This window comes from Paenibacillus sp. FJAT-26967 (assembly GCF_001541095.1).
Taxonomy (GTDB): Bacteria; Bacillota; Bacilli; order Paenibacillales; family NBRC-103111; genus Paenibacillus_F.
The window spans coordinates 153,991-168,779 of record NZ_LMXH01000007.1; the positions used below are offsets into that span (position 1 = coordinate 153,991).

At 52.2% G+C, this 14,789-nt stretch carries 11 protein-coding genes; 1 reads left to right on the forward strand and 10 read right to left on the reverse strand.

What is annotated here, in order from left to right; genetic code table 11:
• Positions 1–242: 242 nt before the first annotated feature.
• Complete coding sequence (locus AR333_RS21160) at positions 243–3,284, reverse strand: FG-GAP-like repeat-containing protein (RefSeq protein WP_253735933.1); 3,042 nt, start codon at positions 3,282–3,284, stop codon at positions 243–245.
• Positions 3,285–3,519: 235 nt separating this feature from the next.
• On the opposite strand from AR333_RS21160, the gene AR333_RS21165 reads away from it, so the two are divergent.
• Positions 3,520–3,867 carry a hypothetical protein gene (locus tag AR333_RS21165; RefSeq protein WP_068777358.1) on the forward strand — a complete coding sequence of 116 codons (348 nt, stop codon included), beginning with the start codon at positions 3,520–3,522 and terminating at the stop codon, positions 3,865–3,867.
• A gap of 65 nt (positions 3,868–3,932) precedes the next feature.
• Here the strand turns inward: AR333_RS21165 and AR333_RS21170 are convergent, their stop codons facing one another.
• From AR333_RS21170 to AR333_RS21210, 9 genes are all read right to left on the reverse strand, one after another.
• Positions 3,933–5,219, reverse strand: coding sequence for a hypothetical protein (locus AR333_RS21170; protein ID WP_068777359.1), 1,287 nt, complete (start codon positions 5,217–5,219; stop codon positions 3,933–3,935).
• Positions 5,212–5,727, reverse strand: coding sequence for a sigma-70 family RNA polymerase sigma factor (locus AR333_RS21175; RefSeq protein WP_253735934.1), 516 nt, complete (start codon positions 5,725–5,727; stop codon positions 5,212–5,214). The genes AR333_RS21170 and AR333_RS21175 overlap by 8 nt, the downstream gene beginning before the upstream one ends.
• Before the next feature lie 188 nt (positions 5,728–5,915).
• A complete protein-coding gene (locus tag AR333_RS21180) occupies positions 5,916–7,553 on the reverse strand; it encodes a helix-turn-helix domain-containing protein (protein ID WP_068777361.1) in 1,638 nt (545 codons plus the stop codon).
• Positions 7,546–9,426: a sensor histidine kinase gene (locus AR333_RS21185; protein WP_084783925.1), complete on the reverse strand. Its 1,881-nt coding sequence runs from the start codon at positions 9,424–9,426 to the stop codon at positions 7,546–7,548. Before AR333_RS21185 ends, AR333_RS21180 begins: the two co-directional genes overlap by 8 nt.
• A gap of 32 nt (positions 9,427–9,458) precedes the next feature.
• Positions 9,459–10,808, reverse strand: coding sequence for an ABC transporter substrate-binding protein (locus AR333_RS21190; RefSeq protein ID WP_068777362.1), 1,350 nt, complete (start codon positions 10,806–10,808; stop codon positions 9,459–9,461).
• A 96-nt stretch (positions 10,809–10,904) separates the two neighbouring features.
• On the reverse strand, positions 10,905–11,741 hold the full coding sequence (locus AR333_RS21195) for a carbohydrate ABC transporter permease (protein ID WP_068777363.1): 837 nt from the start codon (positions 11,739–11,741) through the stop codon (positions 10,905–10,907).
• Between the two features lie 13 nt (positions 11,742–11,754).
• Positions 11,755–12,624: a carbohydrate ABC transporter permease gene (locus AR333_RS21200; protein WP_253735942.1), complete on the reverse strand. Its 870-nt coding sequence runs from the start codon at positions 12,622–12,624 to the stop codon at positions 11,755–11,757.
• 215 nt (positions 12,625–12,839) lie between these two features.
• Positions 12,840–13,856 carry a S9 family peptidase gene (locus AR333_RS21205; RefSeq protein WP_068777365.1) on the reverse strand — a complete coding sequence of 339 codons (1,017 nt, stop codon included), beginning with the start codon at positions 13,854–13,856 and terminating at the stop codon, positions 12,840–12,842.
• A 4-nt stretch (positions 13,857–13,860) separates the two neighbouring features.
• On the reverse strand, positions 13,861–14,781 hold the full coding sequence (locus tag AR333_RS21210) for a Gfo/Idh/MocA family protein (protein WP_253735935.1): 921 nt from the start codon (positions 14,779–14,781) through the stop codon (positions 13,861–13,863).
• Between the last annotated feature and the right edge of the window lie 8 nt (positions 14,782–14,789).

The following is a 14,789-nucleotide window of genomic DNA, read 5'->3' on the forward strand; positions in this document are numbered from 1 at the left end:
GAGATGACGCCCATGCTGGGCGTACTAAAATAAGCCAGCAGAGATCATTAATCTCTGCTGGCTTTGTGTTTCATAGTTCACTCATGCCGGTCTCCAAGCCTCCGCTCCGGTTTGTGGAGCTGTATCCAGATAGGCGGAGCCCTCAGACTCGGGTTGTTATTATAACCGAATCAGGAGCAGCATAAGATTGCGAACCCCACACTAGATCTATGTGTCAGCCGCCCAGAAAAGGAGAACCCCGCCTACCGGTTCAGCAGCTTCTCCAAACGGACAAGCAGCACAACCGCTTCCGCCCGTGTCGCCGTCTCATCCGGTTCAAAACGATTGCCGCTGCGGCCGTTGATGATTCCATGCTCAACCGCCGTCTCTACAGACGACTTGGCCCAGCCAGGAATGTCCCCCTCATCGGCAAAAGCGGGTGCTCCGCCTGCTGCGGTCGGCCAGTTCATGCTCTTGGCGAGCATGACAGCAAGCTCCGCGCGGGTGACAGACCGCTCGGCACGGAACGTCCCATCGGCGTAGCCGTTCACAATGCCCTTGGCTGCTGCGGCGGTTACCGCTTGCTGCGCCCACGCGGGGATAGCATCCCCATCGGTGAACACTGGCTTAGGCGCTGCATCGGCATCATCCATCAGCAGCCGCTCCAGCATGACAAGCCACTCGGCGCGGTTGATCGTCCCTTCCGGATTAAACTCGCCGGACTCATACCCCTCGATGAGGCCCAGGGAATAAGCCCGGGCGATATCCGCTTCTGCCCAGTGTCCGGCAATATCGCCAAAGGGATTCTTCGTTCCCTCTCCAGGTTCTGTTCCGGGGTCGGGCTTGGTGCCCGGATCCGGTTTCGAGCCGGGAACAGGTCCCGGACCAGCGGAAGCTTCCCGGATGATCGTCAGCTTGTATTCACGGCCGGATCCGTCTTCCGCTTGCACAACTACTCTGAACTCATTGCTTCCTTCTTTCAAAGAAGCCGTAAACTCCCGGCCGGCAGCCTTTTGTCCGTTCATCGCAACTTGAGCGTAGGAATCTATCGCTTCGTAGCGGATCACGACACGATCTGTACGGACCAACGCGGTATACTCGCTGACGCCCGGCTGGAATTGCGGCGTAAGAGAGACCGCTTGCTCCCCTACCCGCAAACTAAGCTCATTCAGCCTGCTTTCCGAAGAAAGCGAAGACGAAGAACCGGATGAGCCGGAAGAAGATGCAGGTGCGGTTCTTACGCTCCCGGCCAGTTCCGTGCTGCTGTTGCCCGCTGCGTCCAGGGCTTTCACAGCAAATGAGTACGCCGTATCGCTTGACAGGCCGCTTACCTTGTAGCTGTATGTATCGGCGCTAACCGTGGCCAGCAGCGTGCTGTTCTTATAGACCTCGTAGCTGCTGACACCTGCCAGATCGGCAGCTGCGGGCCATCCCAAGCTCACACTGCCTGTGGTGAGTCCGCTGAAGGCAAGCGCGCTGCCGGCAGGCCAGGCGGGCGCTGTGACATCCGCCGCGGCTGCCTTAACCAGCGTCACAACCGCTGCGGAGCCCGCAGTCCGGCCCGATTCGTTGCCCGCCGCATCCGACGCTGTGATCACGAACGCGTAGCTTCCAGGCGCCAGATCACCGATGTCTGCGGCTGCCGTCGAGCCGTCAGCAAAACTGGCGCCAAGCTCTACCGGGCTGCCGAGTTCAGCTGCCGTCACCGTACCGTCTCTATCGGTATCCTGCCACAGATAAGCCTTCACTGCCGCTCCGGCTTCACCTACTGAACCCGCCGCGCCGTATAACTGATCCGGAGTACCCGAATAATTATCCACAACGCTGAATTTGGATATATCCACGACAGGCGGAGTCGTATCCGGCACTGCATCATTCTCACGGATGGTCACCACCGCTTCCGTTAATGTGCCAAGCACGGCACCGTTCGCAGGACTGCTCAGCTTTACGGTGAATGTCCGGTCTCCCTCATAGGTTAGGTTGTCCCGCACGGGAATGCCGTAAGTCTTGCTGGTCTCCCCATTCTTAAATACAAGAACATCATCAACTGCGGTATAATCTCTTCCCGCAGCTGCCGTTCCATCCAAGGTTTGAATCCGGACCCGGGTCTGGCCTTCACTGCTGTCCGTCCTTTTAACCGTAAGAGTTGCCGTTCCACCATCTTCGTTCGCTTCAAAAGCCCCTATAGCAAACGACAGCGTCCCTTCACCCTTGCTATTGAACACATATAAGCCATCGCTGCCTGCCATTACAAGATCGGAACGGCCATCCCCATTGAATTCCCCAGCCGTAAAATGAGGAATATTCTGGCCGAAATAATAGTTCAGAGCCGGCTGAAACGTACCGTCTCCGTTGCCCAGACGAATGGACCGGTGACTGAGAATATCCAGCACACCATCGCCATCAAAATCCCCTAACGCAAAATCTAGCGGGTAGGTTTCTGTCCCGTACAAAGCGGGCGGGTTAAACGCACCTCCGCCAGCTCCGAGGAGCACAGTTACTCCATGGTCTCCATTCGCGACAAATGCCAAATCTATCAGGCCGTCCCCATTGAGGTCAGCCGCTTCGATCCTTTCAGGCATTATGCCGGATGCATAGGCCGCTGCGGTGTAATTCGACCCGCTTCCATCGTTCGTCAGGATACTGACCGTGTCAGATCCCGAATTAGCGACTGCCAGGTCTTTAGCTCCGTCCCCGTTCATGTCTGCCACAATCAGACTGCGGGGAAGATTCCCCACCGGAATATTTAACGCTGCCGCAAAATTCCCGCCCCCCGTTCCAAGCAGAATCGACACGGAATTCGAAGAATTATTGGCCACGGCCAGATCCATGATACCGTTGCCGTCCAAGTCCGCCGCCTCTACTCCAATGGGATAATCTCCAACGGGATAAGTACCGACGACATGAAACGTCCCGTCCCCGGCACCCTTGAGAATACTCACCGTGTCGTCACTGGTGTTGGTCACAGCCAAATCCGCACCGCCATCCCCGTCTAAATCTGCGACTGCGGCTCCTCTCGGATTAATCCCGACCCCCGTGTCTGCCTGCGGCAGAAACGAGCCGTCTCCCTGGCCCAGCAGAACCGCAACCTTATTATCCAGATGCTTCAGTGCGATCACATCTGCCAGCCCGTCGGCATTCACATCAGCGGTCTCAACCTCATAAATGTATGAACCCGCATAATAATGAACCCCATCCTGAAAAACCGGATTCGCCGCATATACAGACCGGGGCAAGGCCAGTAGCGAGATGCCTAGTGCAACGGGCATCCATTTTTTTGTAAGCTTGCTTTTCCACCCTTCCAACTCTCCCACACTCCCTGCCAAATACTAGATAATCCTTATTATAAAAGATTTCGTTCCATAAAAAATCCCCCTAAACGGGGGAAAGGGAACAAAATTTATATTTACCTGTGATTGGTCAGCACGGCTCGTTCTGCAATTGCGTTAAACAAACGACTCATTTATTATAAAAGAAAACCAATTTTCTATATAATCCCAGATTTAGTTCATTATATATAACGTTGAATAGGTGGCACTAATGAAAAAAACAAACAACCGAATGCTAGTCGGCTTTCTGCTCACACTCGCCCTTTCCACGGGTTTTATCGCCTATAAAAGCTATTCGTACTATCAATTAAAACAGTATGATTTGACTGGCAATCAGGCAAGTAGAGAAGACGGAGCTGTTTATATTAATAGCTTAAAGATTAGCAGTGCCTACGATGAGAACAAACACGTCCCCGAGAAAATAGTCGGCCGACTCAAGGGTGAATCCTTTTTCTTTAGCGGGGCGTCCATCTGGAAACTCCAACGAATTTCTGAGGATGAATGTATCCTGTTTAGAACGTATATGTTTAATGGTGTTTACTGTAAGAACGATGTATAGGAGCAGGAGTAGCAGGACCCCCTCCCCATTTCTGCATAAGAACCTCCAGGTTAATAGTGTCCTTATTACTGACTATCGTGAGGGGAGAATACCTGAGCAGCAGGCAGCTCGAACTTCCACGGACCTCTCAGCAGTACTTCCGGTTCAGTCAAAGTCAAACGAACCTCTCTGCTGTTCGGATCGATTGGAATTTCCAGATATTCCAGCGCTTTTGTTTCTGGATTCAGGGTGGCGCTGTGATCGATCTTGTCCAGCCGGAAATTGTGAAGGGATTTCGCCGCATCCTGCCGGTAACCCACATCCACATAAATCCTCAGCAGCTTCGGCCCGACACGCTCAAGCTTAGTTAGGGTAATAGGAAAGCCTGCCAGGTCGATTGTCTTACCGACTGCCTCCTCTGTCCCGGAGGGGAGTTTTAATGTAAGCTTGGCCTTGTCCTTATACACCACATTGATTTCAGGGAGGGTAACCTTGTAGCTCGCGGCTGCATTGTCCGATAGAGTAAAGAAAAACTCCCGGGCAGGACTAGAGAGTCCCAAATGCCGCTCAAGTTCATATTCCTTCCCCTTCTCATCGGTAACGCTGAGCTTCTGATCCTCATGGATACCGTTAAATCCATAATTTTCCACACTAAATTCTAAAGAATGTTGTGCTGCAAAAGAAATTCTTGCCTGTGCTCCTATCCGGTCTGCAATCATTGTAAGGGCCAAACCGTTTACGTCCGTTGTTTCTCCCATATCCCGGTAGCTTTCATAAGTTTCGGTCTTAGTAAGTTTGATTGAAGTGGAGATCTCCGAGCTTCTGCCTATTAACATCCTCATTTCCCCGCTTACTGGAAACTTTCCCTGGTACCAGAATGAGCTTGACCAATTGCCCGGACTCCATAAGGACTGGGTGGATGGGATGGTGATGGATTCCCCCTGTTCATTCTCTAATCTGACCGACTCGATTTTGGCTGTATCCTTCCCAGACATCGTAATATAGGTCATTTGTTCATCAACCATCATCCCCGTAATGACTACCATGCCTTTCTCTATCGGGATCGTAACGGGCTCATGCAGCGTGTATCTCTGCTGCGGAACCTCTTCCTCAATCATCATTCCGATTCCGGGAATAAACTGAAGCGTCTTCTGAATTGCAGCGCGTACCTGATCATAGAATACGAGCGATGTCAGTAGAAGAAGCCCCAATAAGGCAGCTGCTATGACGCCGGAAGACCTTCTTCGGGTTCCTCGGGAAGTCTTGCTCTCGCTGTCTTCCACAAATGCCTGCCTCATTCCCTGCCTGCTTCTTTGATGAAGGCCCGCCGGTATCGGGATATCGTTCATTTTTTTCTTGATCGGATTATCCACAAATATCCCCCTCCACGGTTAGTTTGCGGAGCTTTTTCAAGGACCTGTACAGTATCGTTTTGGCTGTCCCTAATGGAATTTCTAAGATCTCTGCCGTTTCTTTGATCGTGTAATCCTGATAAAAGCGTAATAGAATCACACTTTTCTCATCCTCATCCAGCAGATCAATCAAATCCTTGAGCGAGACCGACAGCGGGATATCCCCTTGGTCATCTGCCGTTATCGTATCCAGTGATAGGTAGTCCCTTGTAAAAATCACGCTCTTGCTGCGCTTGCGGAGCAAATCAATCGAGCACCGGATCGCAATCCGGACCAGCCAGGTTCTGAAATACTCGGGTTCCTGGAGTGACCTGATCGACTTAAAGGAACGGTACGCGGTCTCTTGAATCGCATCTAGAGCATCTTCCTGATTCTTCAAATACACGTATGCGATGCGGTACAGTTCCTCTTCAAACTGCTGGAACAGCTTGATGTATGCTTTTTCGTCGCCACGCTGGGCGTTCTTCACAAGCTTTACGATCCCTCTTCACCTACTCACACTTGGGTTGATACCTATTAGACGTACGGGATGGTAATTTAGCTCTCGCCGGGACAATATTCACCCAAAAATTACAACATTACCCAAGCGTTCTCTCTGTTCCACACGCAAAAAATCCCCCTATACCAGGTTAGGGGGCCTAAAACGATCTTACAATTTCACTTCGCTTTACTTGACGTGTTCCTCTGGATCTTACCGGCATATTCGCCTGGCGTGAGCCCGGAATAGTTCTTGAAGCATTTCAGAAAATAACTCTTATTGTCATAACCGAGCAGTTCCGCCAGCTCTGCCACCGTGATATCTGTCTGGTCAATAAGTTCCTTCGCTTTCTCCATCTTGGTGCGTGTAACGAATTCAACAAAGTTCTCCCCGGTTTCCCTTTTGAACAGCCGGCTGAAATAGCTCGGGTTCAAATGAAGGTACTCCGCGACCTCTTCTTGGGTAATCCTGCGGTTCACGGACCGTAGAACATAAAGCTGCGCTTCCGCAATTTCCTTACGCTGGGGCTGTTTATAAATATGCTCCATCACTGAGAACGTACGATGCAGCAGGGAAATAATCATTTCCCGAAGCTGCTCGATCGTCTCTGCCTCCAGAATCGACTGATGAAGCACTTCAAGTGAATAGCCCGATTGAAAGTGCTGAAGGGACTTGAATTTGAGCTGCAGATCCAGCATCATCTTCAGGAACCATTCCTTCACCATCCGGGGATGATAGCGTTGCTGAATGATGACGCCCGTCCATTTGCCCGTCACCGCATCCACCCGGTCTGCCGCCTGCTCCAGCACGACCTGTTTCAGCTCTTCCAGAGCGGTGGAGTAATAAGTGAATAAATCTTCCGCCGTATAGGCTACCCGGCTGTATCTTGCGATCACGCCGCTTCCCGCATAGAATCTCGCTTCCTCCGCACCTTCCAGAAGCTCCGAAATCCGCTCCTTGAGCGACTGGATGTCCTGCCCGTGCCGTCCGATCAGGAACGTCACCCGCACGCGCAAATATTGATGCAGGGACAGCTGAATCTTCCGGAGAGTTTCCTCCGCTTCACTCAGTCCGACAGTCGAGAGTTTAACCGTCTTAACCGGAAAAAGCAGAAGGAGATGCTCCGGTGACGGACGGAAGATAACCATACCGTCGGACTCGCAGATCAGTTCCTCCATCACATTTTCTACAGCGAAAATCAGATTATCTTTGGATACAAAGCGCCTATGTGTCTCGACAAAACGGTCAATGAAACAAAGAACCGGTAAATACCCGCTATGAGCAAGCTCAATGCCGTACTCCCTTGCCTGCTCCGTCAATTGTTCCGGGAACAAGAGAGGATGATACAGCAGGGTCTGGAGAAACTGGCTTCGGATAGCGAGCCGGCTTTCCTTGGTTATCTGCTGCAGCCGCTGCACCTTCCGGCTCGCGGTCTGTGTTTCTTCAAGCTGATCTGCGAATTTGCGGAGCAGCTGAACGATGTCCTCGATTTCCATCTTTTCTTTCAGGATATAATCATTCACATGAAGCTTTACCGCTTGCTGCGCGTAGTTAAAGTCATCATGGCACGATAGAATGACGACCTTGAGCGGCGGGCAGGCCTCCTTCATTTTTGCGATAAGCTCCAGCCCGTTCATGTGCGGCATCCCGATATCCGTAATCAGAATGTCCGGAGCGGATACCTTGGCTGCGTCCAGCGCTTTGACACCGCTCTCGAATACGCCTTGAACCCTCATATGCAGCGATTCCCACGGAACCGATTGACTCAGAAATTCCAGCACCGGATAATCATCATCCACCAGCATGACGTTAAGCATGATTCTCACCGCTTTTTAAAGGGATTTGCAAGGTAATGGTCGTTCCTCTGCCGGGTTGGCTGTCTATCTTGTAACGGAACCGGTCCCCGTAAATCAGCCTCAACCGTTCGATCACATTATTCAAACCGATACCGGACAGCCCTCTTTTCACGGAGAGCTCATCCCCCGTCTCCGCAGCTTGAGTCAACTTCTTCTCCAGACGCTCCAGTTCTTCCGGGCCCATACCCCGCCCTGTATCGCTAACCTGCATCATCAGTTTGTCCTCCTGCCTCCAAGCCGAAATCATTACGGTGCCCGGATAATCGCGGAAGCCATGAATAAGCGAATTCTCCAGAATAGGCTGTAAAATGAACCGCGGAAGCTCAGCCAGCGCTGTCTCCGGTTCGATATCCGTCTCCAGGATAATCGGTTCGCCAAGCCGGAAGTTCATCAGCTGAAAATAATGGGCGACGGTTTCCACTTCTTCGTGCAGCGGAATACATTCATTGTTGCGGTTAATCGTCATTCGGAGCAGAGACGACAGCGAGCTGATCAAGGCCGCATTCTCCTCATCGCCTTTAAGCTTAATGCGCATCCGGATCGAGTTGAGCACATTGAACAGGAAATGCGGATTGATCTGCGCCTGGAGCATTTCAAGCTCCGCTTTGCGCTTGCGGCTTTGTTCGAGCGTCACCTGCCGGAGCATCTCCTCGATGCGGTCCAGCATCCGGTCGAAGGAATGACCGAGCCGGCTTATTTCATCCCGGCCTGTAATGCCGGTGCGGACCTCAAGATTACCGGCCTCCACTTGGGAAACGACGCGTCCAAACCGGTACAGCGGTTTCGTGAACTGCCTCACCAGCGTAACCAGTATAAGGAGGAATACGATGAAAAACAGCGCCTGCAAGAGAAAATTAGTGCCCTGTACGGTATTGATCTGAGCCACGGCCGCCCTGTACGGCACCAGGCTTACCAATATCCAATCCGAATAAGGAAGCTTGCGCTGAAGCAGCAGATGCTCCTCTTCCTTAACCTTGATCAGATTGGATCCGTCTTTGTCCCCAAGCTGATTGAAGTACGCAAAAGGCTGCCCTATCCTTGCTTTGTCCGAATGGGAGAGGATCGTCCCTTTGGAGTCGAGCAGCATATGTTCCTGATCCATTTTATTCTGAGTAAAAATTTCATTGATTTTTTCCTCATTCATACTGACGATCAGATAACCGTAGGGTTCGGAGGAAAAACTTTTGATAGTGTTGGCGATCGTGATGAGATACCGTCCCTTCTCCTTGTCGGATGCGAGGTAAGAAGGGTGGGTGCCGATCCAATAGGTAACAAAAGAAGGCATCTGAGTCAGCTTCTCAAACCAGGTCTCCCGAAAAAACCGGTTCGGGTCATAATCAAGGTGTGAATAGTTGGTGTAGCTCGTTCCGTTGTTCAGCAGAATCGTGATGTGGGTTTTATCACCGGGAAACGAGATGTTCTCCAGCTTACTCGTGATCTTACGGTTATTCAGAAAATGCTCGACAAAACGGTCTTCACCGCTGACCGGCTGTCCGCCTTGCTGCTGCATAATAATGGACTGAATTTCACTGTCGAATTGAATATAATTGGAAACATAAATCATTTTGTTCACGGTATTCACAATATAACGTTCCATGACATCTAAGGTGCCCAGAGCATTATCAATGACATGACGCTGTACGACTGCTTCCGTATTCCGGTTGGAGAAAGTCAAAATAACCGCAGCCGGCAGCAGCAGACAAATAATAGAAGAGACAATCAGCTTTTGCCGTATGCTTAATTGACGCAGAAACTGGAATAATGTCATACGCAACACCTGCAGCTCATCATTAGTTAGTAAAGAGGAGCCTGCCGGCTCCCCTCTATCGTTCACTCTACCACCTTTATGCTCCAAGCGCTATCCGGCTATTTTTTGTTAGCTGCCACGATCTCTTTCACTTTCTTAGATGTATTCGCAAGCGCTTTCTCAATATCCTGTTTGCCGAGCAGCATCAGTTCAAATTCGGACGAGTAAGCTTTATTGACTTCCTCTGTATAAGCGACCGGGATTTGTCTTGTAATCGACTTGGAATTCTCCAGTGTATACAAGAGGGATTCTTTGTCCACCATCTCCGGGTTCTTGGAAGCGTTGATCATTAAATCGATGGCAGATGCCGTATCTTCCTTCTTCCACGAAGACAAATATTTCTTCATCATTGGAATACCTTCGGTTGTAAAGAAACGCAGGAATTTATACGATTCTTCCTTATGCTTGGAAGTGGAAACGACGCCCACAAAGTTCGCATTCATAAAGGAATACCCATTCGGATCTTCCTTCTTATTCTTAGGCATTGGAGCAAAGACAGTCTTGAAGTTCGCCGTGAACTCTTTTCCTCCGCCCACTTCGCCGATCATCCAGGAACCGGTAGGCATCATGCTCGCCTGCTGGTTAAAATAGAGCGGACGGTACGTAAGCTTCTGCGAGATGATATCCACGTACGGTGTGGCCGATTTGTCTACGTGCTCCGCTTGAGCCCGTATCTCCATCGACTTTTTGATGCCGGGATGGTCAATATTGACGGTATGATCGGCAAGTACGAGATCATTCTTCTCCGGTTGGTTCCATAGGCCAAGCAGGAAATAATCGATCCAATTGTGAAAATAAGTGCCGTAGCGCTTCGTCGCTCCCTCACCCTTGGTCATTTTCTTGGCATAGTCCAAATATTCATCCCACGTCCATTCTTTAGGAACAGGCAAATTGGCCTCATCAAGATGGTTCTTGTTCATAATGACGAAATATTGCCGGAACGTACCCGGAAGCCCGTAATAGTTGCCGTCAATCGACGTATCGACCTTGTACTCGTCACCGAATTTGATCCCTTCCTTCTTCATCAAATCATTCAATGGCTCCAGAAGGCCGTTGGCGGAGCGCTGGGCATAGCTGCGGTCATCCGGGAGCAGAATCGCATCCAGTTGCTCGCCCGAAGCGGACAGCAGATCAATCTTCTTGACATTGTCCGCCGCATTCGCTTCATTCAGCGGAATAAACTCGACGAGAATTCCCGGGTTTTTCTCCTGAAACTTAGCAATGACCGGCTCAAGATCCTCCTTCTTAAAAGAGATGCCGTCTGCATGGAACTTAATTTTGACTTGACCGCTCGGCGTGTTTCCTTGGGATGAAGACCCATCCTCCGGAGCAGGCGAGCAGCCGGCCGCTAAAGAAATCGCCAAAACCAGGCCGGTGAAGGAAAACCATCTTTTCATGGACATCGTCATCGTCATTTCCCCTCTAAATTAGTTTTGTATACGCTTTATATTTGCTGTACACCGGGTAACGGGTGCTGGGTGCACAGGGAACACCATCGCCGATCGTTAACCTTTGACCCCGCCAAGGGAGATCCCTTCGATAACCTGCTTCTGCCCGATCAGGAATACAAGCAGGAGCGGAACAATGGCAATAACCGAGCCGGCCATAATCAGAGAGTAGAACTCGCCATAGGCGTCTGCGAATTTGCGGATACCGAGCTGCAGCGTGAACAAATGCTCCGACCGCAGGAATATGAGCGGATTCTGGTAGTCGTTCCAGGTCCAGATAAACCGCAGTATACCATAGGTAGCGATAGCCGGACGGACCAGAGGAATGCCGATCGTAAAAAAAATGCGGGTGTGCCCGGCACCGTCCATTTTGGCCGCATCTATATATTCATTGTTAATGCCCAGGAAAAACTGCCGGAGCAGGAAGGTCCCAAGAACACTGAAGCTGTTAAGCAGAATGAGGCCGGTATGGGTATCGAAAAGCCTCAGCTCGCGGTAAATAATAAATTGAGGAACGAGAATAGCCTGGCTCGGGATCATATAGGTGGCCAGTACGATCAGGAAAGCGGCTTCTCTCCCTTTAAAATCAATCTTCGCGAATGCGTAAGCGGCCATGCAGGAGAACAGCAGGGAGCAAAGTGTAGTGAGTACGGTCACTTTGATCGAGTTCCAGTAGAAGAGGTAGAACGGATACTGGCCCATCCACACCTCCGAATAGTTCTGCACGGCCTGCCACTGCTTCGGAATCCATTCGATCGGATACTTGAACACGTCTGCCTCCGGCTTCAGAGAAGTCGACACCATCCATAGGAATGGAAGCAGGAACGCTAATCCGATCGCAAGCAGAATCGCGGTCATGATGACTTTGCGGATATCCAGATTCCGGAATGTCATTTGGCTTCACCTCCTAGTAGTTCACCCATTTGCGCTGGCCATACCATTGAATGAGCGTAATGAGAAAAATAGTGACGAACAGCACCAGGGCCATTGTAGATGCATAGCCCATTTTCAAATGAACGAATGCGGTCTCGTACAAATGAAACACAACGACAGTGGTGGAGTTAGCCGGGCCGCCTCCGGTAAGTACCTGGACCAGATCGAATACTTTGAACGTCCCGATCAGTCCGGTAATCAGAAGGAAGAAAGTCGTCGGCGACAGCATCGGCAGCGTAATACTGCGGAACTGCTGCCACGGCTTGGCGCCGTCCATCTCCGCAGCCTCGTAAAGCTCAGCCGGTATGGACTGCAGCCCTGCAATATAAATAATCAGATTGTAGCCGATGGACACCCAGATCATGATCATCATGATCGACGGGAGTGCAAAATTGACGTCCGCAATCCATTTCGGAGGGTCCGAGATGCCGATCGACATGAGCATCTGGTTGACCGGACCGTAGGACGGGTGGAACAGCACCTGCCACACCATGGCTACGGCTACGACGCTGGAGATATAGGGCATAAAATAAATGACCTTGAACATGTCTTTGAAATACACATATTTATTAATGATGACGGCGAGCAGAAGCGACAGAGCTAAAGTGGCCGGCACCACAAGCATAAAGATCAGATTGTTCTTCATCGCTTGCCAGAAAATACTGTCCGCAAACAATCGCTCGAAGTTACGCAAACCGATAAAATCAATACGTTTGAAGCCGTGCAGGAAATTCCAATCCGTAAAGCTGAGGAAAAAGGAAGCAATAATCGGCAGCAGGGTCATGATGGTAACTCCTATAAGCATCGGAGTTATAAACACATAGCCGCATACATTCTCGAGCAGCCGCTGCTTATTGAACCGTGGCCGCTTGACGCCGGGAGCCGAAGGAGAACGCGGATGAATCTGCAAGGAGACCACCTCTTTTGTCTTGAGTATTTGTGAGCTTGGCTTTACTTCGGGAAAGATCTGAACGGTCGGCATACAGCAGTCCAGGCAGGATTAGGGTAAGAATCAGCGCTCGTTCGCACCTATGACCCAGAAGCGGCAGCTTCATCCGGCTAAGTTGATCTTCTTAACCAGTGATCCAGGAAATTGTAGGCCCATTCGCGCACGGGTTCAGGAAAATCATGACCCGAGGTGCCGATGACGGCCTGCAGCCTGCTCCCGCAGCCCAGGAATTCATACAGCTGGTGCAGTTCTGCAGCAGCTTCACCGATTTCCTGCCAGTGAGGCATATAAGTATCCTGCTGGGCAATCCAGCAGAAGAACGGCGTCGGGGCGGCCAGTGCGGCGATTTCGTGGAAATCGAAGGAGAGCCTCTCCTGTGCAAGCGCCTCCGTTACCTCCGGCAGGTGCGTATACCAGCTCCGCACTCCCCAGCGCTCCGGTTCGGGATCTCCATGGAAGGTGGAGAGACCGCAGCTGACCGCGACAGCTCTCACCCGTTCATCTACACCGGCCAGGAAATAAGCGTTGTAGCCTCCAAGCGAGTGCCCGATGGCGCCGATCCGCGCCGAGTCAACCTGCGGCAGGGTGCAGAGCAGATCAAGTCCCTGCAGATGATCGGCCAGCATTTTGCCTACGGCCGACCACTCGGGATGACGGGTATAGAAAGCTCCGGTATGGAAGAAGCCGCTTCCTTCCTCCCGACGCTCCCCGGCCGTTATGCTGTCCGGGGCTAACACCACATATCCGCGCCCCACCAGCTCAAGCGCATACTTGCGGCCGTCCCTTCCCGAAGCCAGCGCGATGTCGCCTTTGCCCGCATCCGCAGTCGGATGCAGGGCAAGCACGGCCGGCAACGGCGCCTGCGCCCCGGAGCCGTCCGCAATGTGCGGCACCAGCAGGTACGCGGTGACCTGATCGCCGTGCACCGTATCGTAGCGGATATGATGACGGGTATGGGCAGCTTCGGATGTAGACGACAGCCAGTCGATACGGACCGGCACCCGCTCCGGCAGACCGCCCATCAGCTCCAGCCACTGCTTCAGAATAGCTGCGCGTTTGGATGCCCATTGCACCGGGTCCGTAAGCTCTGCGGTTAACGATGCAAGTTCCCTGCGGTAGACAGACATTGCGCTATGACCGCAGCCGGACGGGCTTACCGCTCAACCGGCTCTCGTTGGCTGCTTCGATAAAACGGATGATTTCCCATGTCTCATCCAGCGTCACCGGAGACACTCCCTTATGGAAAAAGGGCATGATCTGCTCAAGCAGGCTGGCATAATACGGCTTATCGTGCGCATAAACATCGACCGGCCGGGAGCCCTGCTCCCTATGCACCATCGCGCCGAAGGTCATGTTACCGCAGCGGTTGCCCCGAATCGTGCCGATGCGGCCATCCTTCCATGTGCCTGTGACGACATCGTGGTGTTCGGTCATCGCAGCCGTTACTTCGGAGCAGCCCGGCCCCATAAACGTGTACAGCATCTCCACACTGTGGATGCCGTACCAGAACAAGCCCGGCTGCGTCGGCTGCAGCTCCATCGGGCCGTAGCAGTCCGCGCCGATAATCTGCCCGAGTTCACCGGCAGTCAGCGACTGCCTCACTCCCTCGGCGAACCGGAGAGCGGAGCTGCTCATGACAGGCACAGCGCTCTCCTCAGCCAGCCGGATAATTTCGGCTGCCTCAGCGGCGTCCACCGTGAACGGCTTATCAATAAATACCGGCTTGCCGTAGCCGACTATCCGGCGGAACTGCTCCAGATGCACGCGTCCATCGACGGATTCCAGAAGTATGGCGTCACACTGCCGGGCCACCTCTTCCGGGGAGTCTGCGATCTGAACGCCGTACTTCTGCCGCAGCTCATCCGTGAAGCCCTGTACCCGGGAGCGGCTCAGCTCAAAGTCGCCGGAACCCCCCGGGTATGCTGCGGTAACGATGCCGCCCTGCACGTGATAGGGGTGACTCTCCTGGCTCAGCAGCTCGGTAAACGCTGCCGCATGCGAAGTATCCAGTCCGATGATGCCCAGCCTCATCTTGCTGTCTGTCTTCATCATCCCGCCCT